This window comes from Listeria monocytogenes (genome assembly GCF_041765605.1).
GTDB classification, from domain to species: domain Bacteria; phylum Bacillota; class Bacilli; order Lactobacillales; family Listeriaceae; genus Listeria; species Listeria monocytogenes_D.
Genome location: NZ_CP168900.1, coordinates 2,407,511 through 2,421,469 on the forward strand (window position 1 = coordinate 2,407,511; position 13,959 = coordinate 2,421,469).

Here is a 13,959-nt window from a genome sequence, read left to right on the forward strand (position 1 = left end):
TCAGGAAACCTTGCTTTTAATTTGTTTAGTTTTCTAAAGCCATTAATTTTTGATTATCATCAAGTGCTGATTCATGTGCATCATGACGTTTTTTCAAGTGGCTCATAGATAGATATAGTAAGCCAACACATGCGATCATGATAATTGTAAGAACGAGCATCGACATACTGTATACATTTGGTCCCATACCTGCTGCCAGTGACTCTCTAAACGCATAAATCGAGTAAGTCATTGGTAGGAACGGATGGATTAAATTGAAGAACCATCCAGTAAGTGGCATTGGGAATGTTCCGCCTGATCCCGCTAATTGAACAATGAGTAATACCATCGCGATAAATCGACCTGGATTATCAAATGTCATAGCAAGAAGCATGATAAGGAACATGTAAGCAAGAGCTGTAATAATCGCTGTTCCGAAGAATTCAACAATGCTATCTGGTCTTAGTCCTAGTGCTATCATGATACCACCTTCAAGAAGTGCCATCGCAACAGCTGCGACAAAACCAAGTGATAGTTTACTTAACCACCATTTATAAGCTGGTTGTCCTTCCATCGAAACACGTCTAATTGGCATAATGAAGTTAAATACAAGTGCACCAACGTATAGAGCTAGTGACAACACATATGGTGCTAATGCGTGACCGTAATTACTTACGTGCGTATATTCATTATGTGCGAGTTTTGTTGGAGCAGCAATCATGTTAAATGTTTTGTCTGTTGCTTTTGTATCTTTGACTTGTTGTGCTCCGTCTGCTAGTTTGTCTGTTAATTCTGTGCTGCCGTCTGTTAATTTAGTAAGTCCATCTCCTAATTGGAAGGAACCATTCGCTAATTTGGAAGAACCATCGGCAATTTTGGAAGAGCCGTCTGCTAGTTGTCCTACGCCTGAAACTAGTTTTGGTGAGTTAGCTGATAATTGGTTTAAGCCGCCTGCTAATTGGCTTGAACCTGCTTGTAGTTGATTTACGCCACCAGCAAGTGTTGGTACTTTTGCAGCTAATTGGTTTGTTCCGCCTTGTAATTCTGTTGCGCCTGAACGTAATGCGCCGGAATTACTTGCAAGTTTATTACCACCATCATTTAACTGACTTAATCCGTTTTCCATATTCGCACTACCCGCAGCGAGTTGTCCTACGCCAGAAGTTAGGGTTGGCACTTGGCTGTTAAGTTGATTTGTTCCAGCAACTAATTTGGCATTTCCGGCTTGTGCTGATTTGAGTCCAGCAGTTAGTTGGTTCGCACCGCCAAGTAGAGTTTGACTACCTGAGCCATTAATTGCTTGGTGAATACTGTTAAATGCTTCGTTTGTTCCACCGTGAACTGCTTGATAACCAGCGGAAATTTTCGCTACGCCAGTTTGCAATTCTGTTACTTGTGTTTGAATTGCCGCTAAATCAAGACCTGATAAGCCGCTTTGTAGTTGTTCTACTGTTGCTACTTGTGTAGCGGATTTTTGTGTTTCTTTATCTAAATCGGCTTGAATAGCATCAATAATTTTTTGTTTATCTTCTGCACTCACGCCAGCTGTCGCATTAATTTTTGATTTAATTGCTTCAGCATCGAAATTCGCATTAGATTTAATAAATGTTAAGCCATTTTGTAGGTCGCCTAAACTTTTTTGCAGTGCAGCGAGTTGTTTTGCAAGTGCTGCGTCTTCCCCGTTGACACTTTTATTTAATTGATCAATTCCTTGTTGTAAATCGTTCATGCCTTGTTTCAATTGGGCAATTTTGCCTTGTTTATCAGTTAAATTACCGTCTAATTCTTTAAGTCCTGCTGAAAGTTTGTTACTTCCATCGACTAGTGAATCTAAGCCAGTTGCTAAGCTTTTTTGACCGTTGTTTAGTTGTGTTATGCCCGATGCTAAAGTTGGTACACTGCCATTCATCTTATTTAATCCATCTGAAAGTGCAGTAGAACCAGTATAAGCTTGGTTAATCCCGCCTGCTAGTGTATCTACACCAGATGTATAGGTAGAAACTCCGCTAGCTAATTTCGTTGCTCCGCCGTCAAGCGCTGCTACACCGTCTTTTAGTGGTCCTACACCAGCTGCAAGTGTCGAAACACCATCATTTAATTTGTCCCCACCAGCGGCCGCAGTGTTTACACCATCTGTGTAAGTTTTCAAGCCAACTTCTAACGTATTAGCGCCATCTTTGAACGTTAAAGAGCTATCTGCGAGCGTTTTTAAGTTAGTAGAAATGGTTTTATTACCTTCTTGTGATTTCACGAGACCATCTTTAATTTTTCCAGAGCCATCTGCAGCTTGAGCGAACCCTTCACCAGACTCTTTAATTTTATCAAAAATTGCTTCCGCGTATGATTTTGTTACTTCAGCAGAAACCTCGCTTTTCAGTTGTTTGGCTCCTTGTTCACTCACGACTTGACCTAAATAGTTCAGCGAGCCGTTTGTTTTATAGGATAATTCCATTTTTTTCGGATCTTTATCTAAAACAGATGCTGCATTTTTAGAGAAATCTTTTGGAATCGTGACAATCATATAATATTTGCCATCTTTTAAGCCTTGTTCCGCATCTTCTTTGGAAAGAAAATTCCAATCAAGTTCTTTGTTACTTTTCAGTTTTGTGACTAACTGATCACCAACATCCATTGTTTGGCCGTTATAATCAACCGGTTTGTCATTGTTAACTACCGCTACTGGTAAATCCCCTGTTTTGCCGTACGGATCCCAGACGGATTTTAAGAAAAAGCTTGCATATAAAAGTGGAATAAACAGAATAACTACAAATGATAAAAGTAGTATTTTGTTTTTAAATAATTTCTTCCACTCATTTTTTACCATATCCATTTTATTACCGCACTTCTTTCTTTTAAAGATTTATTACGCTTCGTTCCAATCTATGATAGTGGTTCGTTCTTTCCCAATAACTTGCTCTACTAAAACAGATAATTTTTGTGAGTATAAATAATTAGCGTATTCTTTATCAGCGTTTCTAAAAGCACTTGTAATGGTGTGAATACCGGACTCTGCAAATTCGTGATAGTCAGAGAAAACAGTGTGGATTAAGTCGGAATCTGGGTATGTATCGATTTTCCCTTCCACTGCTTCTACAATATCCAGCAAATTAATTTCTTCAGGGTCTTTAGCAAGCGTGAAACCACCGTTATTACCCGAAACTGAATTAATCAGCCCGCTAACGACTAGCTTCCTCAAAATTTTACTAATATAAGACGGCGACGAATCACGCAAACGGTGATGAATAGTTACGGAAGAAATGGGAACATCTACCTTCTGGGTGTACAACATCGTCATAATACAAAATACCTGATCCATACTTTTGCTCAACTTCATAATAAAAATCCTCCCTCTTCCCATTATTACCTTTCAATATCCTTAATGGACATTTAACATCTATATACAATACACCCATTTTTTTTAAAGTGCAAGAGTTTTTTACTAAAAATGGAAAAAATTTTAATGAATGCGTTCTCACGGAATAGACATGCCTATAAACTAACAAAAAAAGCATTATCATTAGCATGTTTTTTAAAGAACATCCACTGATAATGCTTTCATCAACTTATTTTATACTTTGCTAAAACCTTAATTAATCTCAACTTTTTCATCATTAAATATTACTGTTTCCTCATCTTATTTCAATGCTTTCAATATTCTCAAGTTCTACATTAGTTAATCCAATATCCGTATTGCCGGATACCGTAATAATACCAGCATTTACTATAGAATTTATTTCATAAATAAATCTATAAAAACCTTTCATAGGTATAATAATTCTTTTCAGATCCATTTTTTGATATAACTCATTGACTTCTAAACTTTTGTTAATTTCTTCATTCAGTAGTTCAGTATTGATGGAATTAATAAGTAATTTAGAGGCAATTTTTTTGGATTCCATTGATAATAAGTTAATTTGAGAATATATTTCATGTAACGTTTGTATATTTTCTGAATCAATCAATATCAGAACCTCTATCTCAATAGAACTGACAGAGATCATTCCTTTATAGATTCCTTGTGCATAAGAAAAAGATCCAAATAAAGAATCTCTGAAACCTGTAGACATATTTTATATACTCCTTTTTATATCAACAGAAAATAATTCTGTTCTTAATCAAAATCATAAACATAGACTTCAATACCATTATCTACAAGTGTTTTTTTGATGATAGGTTCAATAATTTCCCATTTACCACCAGCTAAACCACATCCAATTCTAGGCATATGAATACTTGCTTGTTGCTCTTTCGCCATTTCACATAATTTTTCTAAGCAGCTTTCTACCGCTTCATATCGAATAGGCACACCTTTTGCCCCGGTTCTAATTCCTTCCTGGCCAATCATGTTGCAAACACTTATATACTCAGTCACTGGAATCAGTTGAACTTCTCCCCGCTCAAAATTATTATTATCTTTATACCATTTTTTATAAGCTTTCTCAGGCTCTTTCCACTTTTTAGAAATAGCTAAAACAAAGCCCTTCCCCCAAGCACCTACATCATTACAAATATGTGCAATAATTTTATTTCCTTTAGTCATGGGATTTGTTGCATCGCCTTTTAAATAAGTAATTTGTGTCATTTCCTCACCTCTGTCAATTATTTAAGCATTGATATCGCATTAATTACTTTTTGTAAATTGCATAACAGATTATTAAAATTATCTGCCACACAAACAATAGTAGGTTCTTCCCAATTCAAATTCTTTATCACAAAAATTTTATATTACTTCTCATAATAACCAACATCTAAAAGCAAATCATCTGGATATTGCACTTGTAATATATCCTCTTCAAAAGGTCACTTTGATTAAGCAAAGTAATATCTCCATTTTTAAAATTTAATTTTGAGAACATTTAAATATAAGCCCCTCCTACTAAATTGGTGTTTACTATCTCTATTTATAACACAACTTTCAAGCATAATCTACCATTAAAATAAAGCCGTATCAACGAATCGTTAGAACCGTTGATACTTTTGTCTCAAAAATTTTCCTTAGCCAAGAAAAAAACTGGAATAATTTTCGAAACCAAACGTGCTAATCTTATACATGTTCCAACAAACAATAACTTAGGAGGTGCTTTTCTCGTGTTAACTGATGATGTTCCAAAAAAATCACATTTACCATTAATTAAGCATCATTCTAATTACTTATAGCTTCGTTTAGTTGTATTTTCGCAAACAAAAAATTGGGAGGTACTACACAATGTCTAAACAAGCAAAGTCTTTAACCTTATTCGGATTTTTCGCCATTACGGCTTCGATGGTTATGACTGTTTATGAATATCCAACATTTGCCACTTCCGGCTTTCATCTCGTATTTTTCTTGCTACTTGGCGGATTTTTATGGTTTTTACCTGTCGCTTTATGTGCAGCAGAAATGGCGACAGTTGATGGCTGGCAAGAAGGCGGTATTTTTTCTTGGGTGGGAAATACACTCGGGGAACGTTTTGGTTTTGCCGCAATCTTCTTTCAGTGGTTTCAAATAACGGTCGGATTCGTTACAATGATTTACTTTATTCTCGGCGCGCTATCGTATGTATTTGATTTTCCGGCGCTCGAATCGAACCCTTTTATTAAATTTATCGGTGTTTTAATCATTTTCTGGGGCCTTACTTTTTCTCAATTAGGTGGTACGAAAAACACTGCTAAAATCGCAAAATTTGGTTTTATTATCGGTATTCTCATCCCAGCAATCATTTTATTTATCCTAGGTATTGCTTATGTTGCTGGCGGAAATCCCCTTCATGTCACTTTTTCCAAAGAGGCGTTTATCCCGGATTTCTCAAAAGCTTCAACATTAGTCATCTTCGTGTCATTTATACTCGCTTACATGGGTGTTGAAGCTTCCGCGAGCCACGTAAATGAAATGACCAATCCAAAACGCGATTATCCACTAGCGATGATTATGCTCGTTATTTTAGCCATCGCACTGAATACAATCGGCGGCTTAACTATCTCCGCTGTGTTACCTTTAAAAGATTTATCCCTTAGTTCCGGTGTCGTCCAAACATTCCAAGCGCTAATTCTGCATTTTGGTTCCGGCTTAGGATGGGCAGTAAAACTGATTGCCATCATGATTGCACTTGGCGTCATGGGTGAAGTCAGTGCCTGGGTAGTCGGCCCCTCACGTGGAATGTACACTGCAGCAGAACAAGGCTTACTTCCTGAAAAAATGAAAAAAGTAAATAAACACGGCGTCCCTGTTCCACTTATTATGGTTCAAGGTATCGTGGTTACCATTTGGGCAGCTATTCTCACATTCGGCGGCGGTGGAAATAATTTATCATTCCTAACTGCCATTTCCTTAACCGTAGTCATTTATTTAGTCGGCTATTTACTCTTTTTCATCGGCTACTTAGTACTTATTTTCAAAAAATCGAGCTTAAAACGCACCTATCAAATCCCTGGTGGCAAAATTGTTAAAGTGATTGTAGCGCTAATTGGCTTAGTAACATCCATTTTCGCTTTATGTATCTCTTTTGTTCCACCAGCATCCATCGCCGCAAAAAGCGACACGACATACATGGTTATCTTATCAATCAGCTTTATCGTCACCGTACTAATTCCATTCATCATCTACGCTGTGCACGATAAAAAAGACATCTCACCGAAAGATATTACACATTTAGACTCAAGCGACATCAATAAATTCACCCACCCAAGAGCTCGCGGCGAACACATTATTAACCCTGATGACAAACATATTATGAATCAAGACAAATTATAGGAGGAAAAAATCATGTTATATAGTAAAGAAAATAAAGAAAGTTATTTAGAACCAGTTTTCGGATCAAGTGCAGAGGATCGTGATATTCCTAAATATACCCTCGGAAAAGAACCACTCGAACCTCGGATTGCCTATCGTTTAGTAAAAGATGAACTTTTAGATGAAGGTTCTGCCCGCCAAAACTTAGCTACTTTTTGCCAAACATATATGGAAGACGAAGCAACCAAGTTAATGTCCGAAACACTAGAAAAAAATGCGATTGATAAATCCGAATATCCTAGAACAGCCGAACTAGAAAATCGTTGCGTCAATATTATCGCTGACTTGTGGCATGCACCTAAAGACCAAAAATTCATGGGAACTTCCACAATCGGCTCTAGTGAAGCGTGTATGCTTGGCGGAATGGCAATGAAATTTGCTTGGAGAAAACGTGCGGAAAAACTTGGCTTAGATATTTATGCGCAAAAACCAAACCTCGTTATCTCTTCTGGCTATCAAGTATGCTGGGAAAAATTCTGTGTCTACTGGGATATCGATATGCGCGTTGTTCCAATGGATAAAGACCACATGCAACTAAATACTGACCAAGTCCTTGATTACGTCGACGAATATACAATCGGCGTTGTCGGCATCCTCGGCATCACTTACACAGGCCGCTACGATGACATCTATGCACTTAACGAAAAATTAGAAGAATACAATAGCAAAACAGATTATAAAGTCTACATTCACGTCGATGCAGCAAGTGGCGGATTCTTCACACCATTTGTCGAACCCGATATCATCTGGGACTTCCGCTTGAAAAACGTTATCTCCATTAATACTTCTGGTCACAAATACGGCCTCGTTTATCCAGGTATCGGTTGGGTCCTTTGGAAAGATGAAAGCTACCTACCAGAAGAACTCATCTTTAAAGTTAGCTATCTTGGCGGAGAAATGCCAACCATGCAAATCAATTTCTCCCGCAGCGCCAGCCACATCATCGGTCAATACTACAATTTCTTACGCTACGGCTTCGAAGGCTACCGCACCATTCACCAAAAAACAAGCGATGTCGCACAATACCTTGCTCATGCAGTCGAACAAACCGGCTACTTTGACATTTATAACGACGGCTCCCATTTACCAATCGTCTGCTATAAATTAAAAGACGACGCTAACGTAAAATGGACATTATATGATTTAGCGGACCACCTCCAAATGCGCGGCTGGCAGGTTCCCGCATACCCACTACCAAAAAACTTAGAAAACATCATCATCCAACGTTACGTCTGCCGAGCTGACCTCGGTTTCAACATGGCAGAAGAATTCATCCAAGATTTCCAAGCCTCTATTCAAGAACTAAACAACGCCCACATTCTCTTCCACGATACCCAACAATCCGGCGTCCACGGCTTCACACATTAATAAAAAGGCTAGCCTCTCAAATAGGCTAGCCTTTTTTCATGCTCTTTTATTCTAAGTGACTGAATCGCCCTTTCTACATCTACAAGATCTCTGTCAAAAAAAGCCAAGGAAATCGGAATAATCATCCCATCTACCGCTTCCTTTAATTCCATTTCACAGTTCGGATGGCAAAGCACAATCGTTGGCTCACATGACTCCGCTAAAACCTGGTTCAACTCCTCCATCGAATTAAACATCGTCTCATGCACCCTCACCTTCCGCCCCAGCTCTTGCTCCACCTGAAACTTACACGACTCAAAATTAATTAAATTAAAGGAAAAAATACAAATTTGCACCGGATTGTTCCATTTATAAATCAGAGGATACAAATGAATCGTCAAATAATTAATGTGCGAATCAATTAATAATACTCGATATTCACTAGCCTCATTCCAGCGCTCCAAAACATTTTTCACAACCATATAAAGTGGCTCATACTTTTTATCCAGTAATCGCTCATTACTCGGAATAAGCCCCTGCAAATTAAACAATGTCTTCTTCAAAAAGTAACAAAGTGCCGCCCGAAAAAGTGAATGATTAACAACCTCCGGACCAAAATATTCCTCAAATAAATCAATCAAAACTTGTAAATCCGCATTTTTCATTATCAAATTATTAAACTGCTCCAACTCCACCTTTTTCATGGAAGCATCAATGATACTAAAATTAGTCGAATAATAAATCAGCATTAAATACAAGTAATCATTATATGAAAACGCCTGACCAAGCTCTTTTTCAAGTGTTTCCTTACTACTTTTCCGAACCATATCAAGAAAGCTTGAAGACTCAATATATTTTTGACACTGTTCATCCAATATAATCGCACTAGTCGGAATATCCCTCTTAAACACCATCGAAATCAGCGACCGAAAATACGCATGACCTTCCGCATTATGCGCCAACGTATCAATATTGATCCGCAAATTCAACGTCGCCATAAAGTCATCAATCATTTGCTTCTCCTCATCCAAAAGTGGATAAATAAGCACACCATATTCTGCTTGAAGAAGCGCAATCAAATACCGAACCCTGTATTCCTTCCCAGTAATTCGATTATTATCAAGTGTCAAATCAATTTCTCGAAGAAACGCTTCTACCTTGTGCTTCAACCGATACGCATGCGAATGAGAAATAAAATACGTATCCATAAAATCTGTGAATTTGCGCTCCTCCACATTCGTAACAAAAAACGCCACACATTTTAAAAACATCGAGTTATCATATAATTTGTACAAAACTTTCCGCTCCGTTGCCCCATTTTGCAATCGACATTGGTATACCCAATTATCCGCACATTCTTTCATCTGAATAACAATCAAGCCATCCAATTCTTCATTCAACGCATGAATATCCGACCTTACCGTCACCCGCGAAGTCTCCATATATTCCGCAATTTCATCTAAATTCGTATGCTTATTCTTAAGTAGAAAATCACAAATCAAACATTTTCTTTTGATATCCTTTTCAATATAATTCGTAAGCATAACTATCCTCTCCGTGAAAAATTAATCAATAGTATCTATCAATTTCCTTCTTGTTAAAACAATCACATATAAATGCAAATAATTCCATTCTTAATCAAAATCATAAATATACACTTCGATATCATTTGCTATAAGTGTTTTTCTGATAATAGGTTCAATAATTTCCCATTTCCCACCAGCTAGCCCACATCCAATTCTCGGCATATGAATACTCGCTTGTTGCTCTTTCGCTATCTCACTTAATTTTTCTAAGCAGCTTTCCACCGCCTCATATCGAATTGGCGCACCTTTCGAACCTGTTTTAGTTCCTTTCTGACCAATCATATTGCAAATACTTATATAATCAGTCACTGGAATTAGTTGAACTTCTCCCAGTTTAAAATCATTCTTATCCTTGTACCATTTTCTATAAGCTTTCTCAGGCTCTTTCCACTTTCGAGAAATAGCTAAAACAAAGCCCTTTCCCCAACCACCTACATCATTACAAATATGTGCAATAATTTTATTTCCTTTAGCCATGGGATTTGTTGCATCGCCTTTTAAATAAGTAATCTGCGTCATCTCGTCACCTCTGTAAATTTTTTATGTATGGTATTACTTTTTGCAATTGGCGCAACATAGCATTAAAATCTGCTGCTGTAGAAACTACAATAGGTTCTCCCAAATTCAAATTCTTTTTAACAAAAATTTTGTATTGCTTCCCATAAAAACCAACATCTAATAGCAAATCATCTAGATATTGGACTTGTAAAATATCCTCTTTCAAAAGATCACTTTGATCAAAAAAAACAATTTGCCCATTTTGTAATCTATTTTTGAGAACATTTAAACCTAAACAACTCCTACTAAATGGCTATTTACCAACTCTATTTATAACACAACTTTCAAATAGAATCCACCTTTGAAATAAAAAATACCAACGAATCGTTAGAAACGTTGGTATTTTTTTATTTGTTCATCTACTTTTGTATCATTGATTTTCTACTTCTTTAATTTCCTCTTTATAAGTATCTAATGCCTCTTCTTGTACTTTATTTATCTCTTCTTCTTGATTATCACTATCATCACCATACAATTCCGTTTCTTTTTCACTATCAACATTCATTTTCCCGAAATTAACCCCTACTGGAACATAATATTTATCTTCTGGATCGTAAGTCAAAAACAACATATAAGTTTCCTTATTTTCCATTTTTTCATAACCTGCAACGTGATAAGTCGTATTTGTTTTTTCGTCATGTCCTTCATTTTCATATATTGGTATGATAGTATCTTCAGCTAAACTTTCTTTAGTATTATTTTTTATAACTTGTGCTATCTTAAAATCAGACATTCTATAGACAGCTAAAATCCCACCTTCAGCATCACGATCAACTTGAGATTCACCACGCTTACTCAGTGAACCAATAACAATCACGTTACTTGCCTTACTAAGTTCTTCTTCACTATCAAAACTATCCGTCTTAGCCTCCGCAGCAACTTCCGTAAAAGGCTTTGGCTTCATTTTCTGATATGTCATATAGCCTCCTATACTTAATAAAAGCACTGCGATAATAGCAATTATCGTCATTTTTTTTCTATCCATAATAAAAACCTCCATTATAAATTAATATTTAGCATTTATACCTTTTTTATCATCTGCTAGCGGATACGCTTTTTGATTAAAATTTAGAGCTCTCATAACAGAAACAGAATTATTTTTACTTTGAGTATGTGATAAACCAATTGTATGTCCAACTTCATGAACAACAGTTTCTCTCTTATTAGCTGCGCTAGTATTTTTAAAAGATTTATAATAAATTATCCGTGCACTTTGTTTCGTTGTATAATATGTTGTAGCATATGTACCAGAATTTTTATTGCTATAGGAATTTTTTATCTCTACACCAACCGCCCCAATACTTCTACTAACCTTTACTTGACTACCTGAATAGTTCCATTTTGTTGCGTAAGCCATATAGCTGTCAAGCTTTTCCTTAATTATAGATGAATCATTAAAATAATTAATACTCTTAGGATTTGTCATCTTTTGTTTGTTAAGTACATAAGCGCTACCCTTTACTGGATTTAATAATACAAAAATCGATAGTACTATTAAAAAAATAATCATAAATCTTTTTTTAGCCATTTCTTCGTTGCCTCCCTTTTCCACTAATAAATTTAATTTATTTAAAAAACTTAAGTGCAGATAAAATAGTGAAATTTCATACTAAATATATCTCCAAATACTTTTGACAAAAGCATATCATTTATTATGAATGTATAACCAAAAATGTAATGAAATGTCCGATTCTTGTCGTGAACGACTGAAAATGAAATTTATTTAGATTTATTCTTACACGATATGTGTATTATTGTGTTTTTCATCACAAAAAAACACACCATTCGAGTTATTATTCAATTTTTATGCACCTTACTTCTCACTCTTCACAAAAAGTTCATATTCAAGTAAAAAAATGTTGAATTCATAAAATAATTTTCATTTTTATTTAGTTAATTATCATTTTTATAACAAGACAATGAATAGAATGGTATAATTATTCAATTAATCTTAAAATTGTTGACTTATAGCAAATTTTCGTGTAATAATAGGCAGCTAGATTTTTTGCATCTAGTAATTTCATTCAACTTTTTACAATTTCATATGCTTGCACTCCTTGAACGTTTATGTTCAGGGCATTTTTCACATAAAAAACACCTAACTGTTGAGTTAGGGTTTCAAATAAATAATGGTTAGTTGTAAATTATAATCAAATTTTCAAACTAGTGAATTCTTGGTAATCTTCTAGTATCTATTAAATCAAATAAAAAACCCCATCACTCATAAAAGTGTTGGGGTTCTAAGTATACCGGCGGCCGGGGTCGAACCGGCACGCCCTTGCGGGCACAGGATTTTGAGTCCAGCGCGTCTGCCAATTCCGCCACGCCGGCGTAACAATATAATAAATTATAACTTTAAAACATTAATTATGCAAATGGAGGCGCCAACCGGATTTGAACCGGTGATAAAGGTTTTGCAGACCTCTGCCTTACCACTTGGCTATGGCGCCGCACAATGTTCAATTTAAAAGCGGAAGACGGGGTTCGAACCCGCGACCCCCACCTTGGCAAGGTGATGTTCTACCGCTGAACTACTTCCGCATTAACTGGGCCAGCTGGATTCGAACCAACGCATGACGGAGTCAAAGTCCGTTGCCTTACCGCTTGGCTATGGCCCAACAATTATATTAGACTTAAAAACAAAAAGGGCGGATGATGGGAATCGAACCCACGAATGCCTGAACCACAATCAGGTGCGTTAACCACTTCGCCACATCCGCCATTATTTTAATATATGGCAGGGGCAGTAGGAATCGAACCCACACTGGAGGTTTTGGAGACCTCAGTTCTACCTTTAAACTATGCCCCTATAAAAATGGTGGAGGGGAGTGGATTCGAACCACCGAACCCGAAGGAGCGGATTTACAGTCCGCCGCGTTTAGCCACTTCGCTACCCCTCCATATTAAAAAAAGAAAAAAGTGGCTTGGGACAGAATCGAACTGCCGACACCTTGAGCTTCAATCAAGTGCTCTACCAACTGAGCTACCAAGCCATAATGGCGGTCCCGACGGGATTTGAACCCGCGATCTCCTGCGTGACAGGCAGGCATGTTAACCCCTACACCACGGAACCACTCTATTGCGGGGGCAGGATTTGAACCTACGACCTTCGGGTTATGAGCCCGACGAGCTACCAGACTGCTCCACCCCGCGACAATAATATTATAAAATTAATGGTGGAGGTTAACGGGATCGAACCGCTGACCCTCTGCTTGTAAGGCAGATGCTCTCCCAGCTGAGCTAAACCTCCATAATTACTATTTTACTCTAAAAACATGAAAATGTCTCTAGTAAGTTTAATAATAAATGACCCGTACGGGATTCGAACCCGTGTTACCGCCGTGAAAGGGCGGTGTCTTAACCGCTTGACCAACGGGCCTAAGTGAAAATATGATGCATTATTATGTGTAAACGGAGAGCAAGGGATTCGAACCCTTGAGACAGCTTACACCGCCTACACGGTTTCCAACCGTGCTCCTTCGGCCACTCGGACAGCTCTCCAGAAAATGGCTCCACAGGCAGGACTCGAACCTGCGACCGATCGGTTAACAGCCGATTGCTCTACCAACTGAGCTACTGTGGAATAATAAATTGCCCGGCAGCGACCTACTCTCGCAGGGGGAAGCCCCCAACTACCATTGGCGCAGAGAAGCTTAACTACCGTGTTCGGGATGGGAACGGGTGTGACCTTCTCGCCATAACTACCAGACAATATTGAGT

General features: G+C 37.4%; 10 protein-coding genes, 14 tRNA genes and 1 rRNA gene. 2 read left to right on the forward strand and 23 right to left on the reverse strand.

All coding sequences use genetic code 11. From position 1 onward, the window contains the following. Positions 1–25 precede the first annotated feature (25 nt). The 4 genes from AB2Q86_RS12185 to AB2Q86_RS12200 form a co-directional block, all read right to left on the reverse strand. Positions 26–2,809 carry a YhgE/Pip domain-containing protein gene (locus tag AB2Q86_RS12185; RefSeq protein ID WP_012580829.1) on the reverse strand — a complete coding sequence of 928 codons (2,784 nt, stop codon included), beginning with the start codon at positions 2,807–2,809 and terminating at the stop codon, positions 26–28. Between the two features lie 33 nt (positions 2,810–2,842). Next, positions 2,843–3,313: an Rrf2 family transcriptional regulator gene (locus AB2Q86_RS12190; RefSeq protein WP_003723817.1), complete on the reverse strand. Its 471-nt coding sequence runs from the start codon at positions 3,311–3,313 to the stop codon at positions 2,843–2,845. Positions 3,314–3,608: 295 nt separating this feature from the next. Next, on the reverse strand, positions 3,609–4,046 hold the full coding sequence (locus AB2Q86_RS12195; RefSeq protein WP_012580828.1) for a DUF2262 domain-containing protein: 438 nt from the start codon (positions 4,044–4,046) through the stop codon (positions 3,609–3,611). 44 nt (positions 4,047–4,090) lie between these two features. Then, positions 4,091–4,561, reverse strand: a complete 471-nt coding sequence (locus AB2Q86_RS12200; RefSeq protein WP_012580827.1) for a macro domain-containing protein — start codon at positions 4,559–4,561, stop codon at positions 4,091–4,093. Positions 4,562–5,185: 624 nt separating this feature from the next. Here AB2Q86_RS12200 and gadC point away from each other — a divergent pair. Both gadC and AB2Q86_RS12210 read left to right on the forward strand, forming a co-directional pair. After that, complete coding sequence (gadC, locus tag AB2Q86_RS12205) at positions 5,186–6,709, forward strand: glutamate:gamma-aminobutyrate antiporter (protein WP_012580826.1); 1,524 nt, start codon at positions 5,186–5,188, stop codon at positions 6,707–6,709. 12 nt (positions 6,710–6,721) lie between these two features. Continuing rightward, entirely contained in the window at positions 6,722–8,116 is a 1,395-nt protein-coding gene (locus tag AB2Q86_RS12210) for a glutamate decarboxylase (RefSeq protein ID WP_012580825.1), read from the forward strand. Positions 8,117–8,124: 8 nt separating this feature from the next. Here the strand turns inward: AB2Q86_RS12210 and AB2Q86_RS12215 are convergent, their stop codons facing one another. The 19 genes from AB2Q86_RS12215 to rrf all read right to left on the reverse strand — a co-directional run bounded on the left by AB2Q86_RS12215 (position 8,125) and on the right by rrf (position 13,948). Continuing rightward, positions 8,125–9,639 carry a helix-turn-helix domain-containing protein gene (locus AB2Q86_RS12215; protein ID WP_012580824.1) on the reverse strand — a complete coding sequence of 505 codons (1,515 nt, stop codon included), beginning with the start codon at positions 9,637–9,639 and terminating at the stop codon, positions 8,125–8,127. 90 nt (positions 9,640–9,729) lie between these two features. Further along, positions 9,730–10,200 carry a macro domain-containing protein gene (locus AB2Q86_RS12220; protein WP_003737405.1) on the reverse strand — a complete coding sequence of 157 codons (471 nt, stop codon included), beginning with the start codon at positions 10,198–10,200 and terminating at the stop codon, positions 9,730–9,732. A 409-nt stretch (positions 10,201–10,609) separates the two neighbouring features. After that, positions 10,610–11,224: a hypothetical protein gene (locus AB2Q86_RS12225; protein WP_012580822.1), complete on the reverse strand. Its 615-nt coding sequence runs from the start codon at positions 11,222–11,224 to the stop codon at positions 10,610–10,612. A gap of 21 nt (positions 11,225–11,245) precedes the next feature. Further along, positions 11,246–11,767: a matrixin family metalloprotease gene (locus tag AB2Q86_RS12230; protein ID WP_003739654.1), complete on the reverse strand. Its 522-nt coding sequence runs from the start codon at positions 11,765–11,767 to the stop codon at positions 11,246–11,248. A 719-nt stretch (positions 11,768–12,486) separates the two neighbouring features. After that, positions 12,487–12,570, reverse strand: a tRNA-Leu gene (locus tag AB2Q86_RS12235). A gap of 45 nt (positions 12,571–12,615) precedes the next feature. Beyond that, positions 12,616–12,689: transfer RNA gene (locus tag AB2Q86_RS12240), tRNA-Cys, on the reverse strand. A gap of 19 nt (positions 12,690–12,708) precedes the next feature. Then, a tRNA-Gly gene (locus AB2Q86_RS12245) sits at positions 12,709–12,780 on the reverse strand. 5 nt (positions 12,781–12,785) lie between these two features. After that, positions 12,786–12,857, reverse strand: a tRNA-Gln gene (locus tag AB2Q86_RS12250). 29 nt (positions 12,858–12,886) lie between these two features. After that, positions 12,887–12,959, reverse strand: a tRNA-His gene (locus tag AB2Q86_RS12255). Between the two features lie 15 nt (positions 12,960–12,974). Continuing rightward, positions 12,975–13,048, reverse strand: a tRNA-Trp gene (locus tag AB2Q86_RS12260). A gap of 7 nt (positions 13,049–13,055) precedes the next feature. Then, positions 13,056–13,139 (reverse strand) — tRNA-Tyr (locus AB2Q86_RS12265). Between the two features lie 20 nt (positions 13,140–13,159). Beyond that, positions 13,160–13,232 (reverse strand) — tRNA-Phe (locus AB2Q86_RS12270). 4 nt (positions 13,233–13,236) lie between these two features. After that, positions 13,237–13,312: transfer RNA gene (locus tag AB2Q86_RS12275), tRNA-Asp, on the reverse strand. Between the two features lie 6 nt (positions 13,313–13,318). Continuing rightward, a tRNA-Met gene (locus tag AB2Q86_RS12280) sits at positions 13,319–13,392 on the reverse strand. 21 nt (positions 13,393–13,413) lie between these two features. Next, a tRNA-Val gene (locus tag AB2Q86_RS12285) sits at positions 13,414–13,489 on the reverse strand. 57 nt (positions 13,490–13,546) lie between these two features. After that, positions 13,547–13,618, reverse strand: a tRNA-Glu gene (locus AB2Q86_RS12290). Positions 13,619–13,651: 33 nt separating this feature from the next. Further along, positions 13,652–13,740 (reverse strand) — tRNA-Ser (locus tag AB2Q86_RS12295). 6 nt (positions 13,741–13,746) lie between these two features. Continuing rightward, positions 13,747–13,822: transfer RNA gene (locus tag AB2Q86_RS12300), tRNA-Asn, on the reverse strand. Positions 13,823–13,832: 10 nt separating this feature from the next. Continuing rightward, positions 13,833–13,948 (reverse strand): 5S ribosomal RNA (gene rrf / locus AB2Q86_RS12305). Positions 13,949–13,959 lie beyond the last annotated feature (11 nt).

What these genes read in the sequence shown, in the direction of transcription:
- AB2Q86_RS12185 (WP_012580829.1), bottom strand. Translation starts at nt 2,809, where the DNA reads ATGGATATGGTAAAAAATGAGTGGAAGAAATTATTTAAAAACAAAATA.
- AB2Q86_RS12190 (WP_003723817.1), bottom strand. Translation starts at nt 3,313, where the DNA reads ATGAAGTTGAGCAAAAGTATGGATCAGGTATTTTGTATTATGACGATG.
- AB2Q86_RS12195 (WP_012580828.1), bottom strand. Translation starts at nt 4,046, where the DNA reads ATGTCTACAGGTTTCAGAGATTCTTTATTTGGATCTTTTTCTTATGCA.
- AB2Q86_RS12200 (WP_012580827.1), bottom strand. Translation starts at nt 4,561, where the DNA reads ATGACACAAATTACTTATTTAAAAGGCGATGCAACAAATCCCATGACT.
- gadC (WP_012580826.1), top strand. Translation starts at nt 5,186, where the DNA reads ATGTCTAAACAAGCAAAGTCTTTAACCTTATTCGGATTTTTCGCCATT.
- AB2Q86_RS12210 (WP_012580825.1), top strand. Translation starts at nt 6,722, where the DNA reads ATGTTATATAGTAAAGAAAATAAAGAAAGTTATTTAGAACCAGTTTTC.
- AB2Q86_RS12215 (WP_012580824.1), bottom strand. Translation starts at nt 9,639, where the DNA reads ATGCTTACGAATTATATTGAAAAGGATATCAAAAGAAAATGTTTGATT.
- AB2Q86_RS12220 (WP_003737405.1), bottom strand. Translation starts at nt 10,200, where the DNA reads ATGACGCAGATTACTTATTTAAAAGGCGATGCAACAAATCCCATGGCT.
- AB2Q86_RS12225 (WP_012580822.1), bottom strand. Translation starts at nt 11,224, where the DNA reads ATGGATAGAAAAAAAATGACGATAATTGCTATTATCGCAGTGCTTTTA.
- AB2Q86_RS12230 (WP_003739654.1), bottom strand. Translation starts at nt 11,767, where the DNA reads ATGGCTAAAAAAAGATTTATGATTATTTTTTTAATAGTACTATCGATT.